Here is a 411-nt window from a genome sequence, read left to right as displayed (position 1 = left end):
AGTTAAAACTTTATGCAGAGGGGAAGTTAGTAACTTTGGAGAGAAAAACACATACTAAAGAATTTAATAATTACTCTCCATTAGATATAAAAGGTTGGAGCCCTTTAATAAGTAAAGGAACAACTTATGGAGCAGCTCCCTACCCTATTTTATTATATTTACCCCAAGGTAGTGATGAATTTGTAATTATACGTAGGTAAAGTATCTAATTTATGAAAAAAGTATATTTATTAGCTATAGCTATTTTAACATTTTTAAGTTGTAAAGAAAGAATAAAAATGGAAAAAATAGCAAATTTATATAAAGAAGTTAAATATCATGAGCAAGCTATTAGTTATCAAGCAGAGTATTTTATAGGAGGTTGTAATTTTGAAATACTAATTTACTGGTGTTGCGTTGATTTTTTATTTT

At 26.8% G+C, this 411-nt stretch carries 2 pseudogenes; both read left to right on the top strand.

The features are described 5' to 3' along the window. Positions 1-200: pseudogene (locus tag HMPREF1551_RS14145) on the top strand (hypothetical protein); the annotation flags it as partial. Positions 201-212: 12 nt separating this feature from the next. After that, positions 213-411: pseudogene (locus HMPREF1551_RS03705) on the top strand (hypothetical protein); the annotation flags it as partial.

Origin of the sequence: Capnocytophaga sp. oral taxon 863 str. F0517, from assembly GCF_000466425.1 — a bacterium.
Lineage (GTDB): Bacteria > Bacteroidota > Bacteroidia > Flavobacteriales > Flavobacteriaceae > Capnocytophaga.
This window is presented reverse-complemented; position numbering and strand designations above follow the sequence as displayed.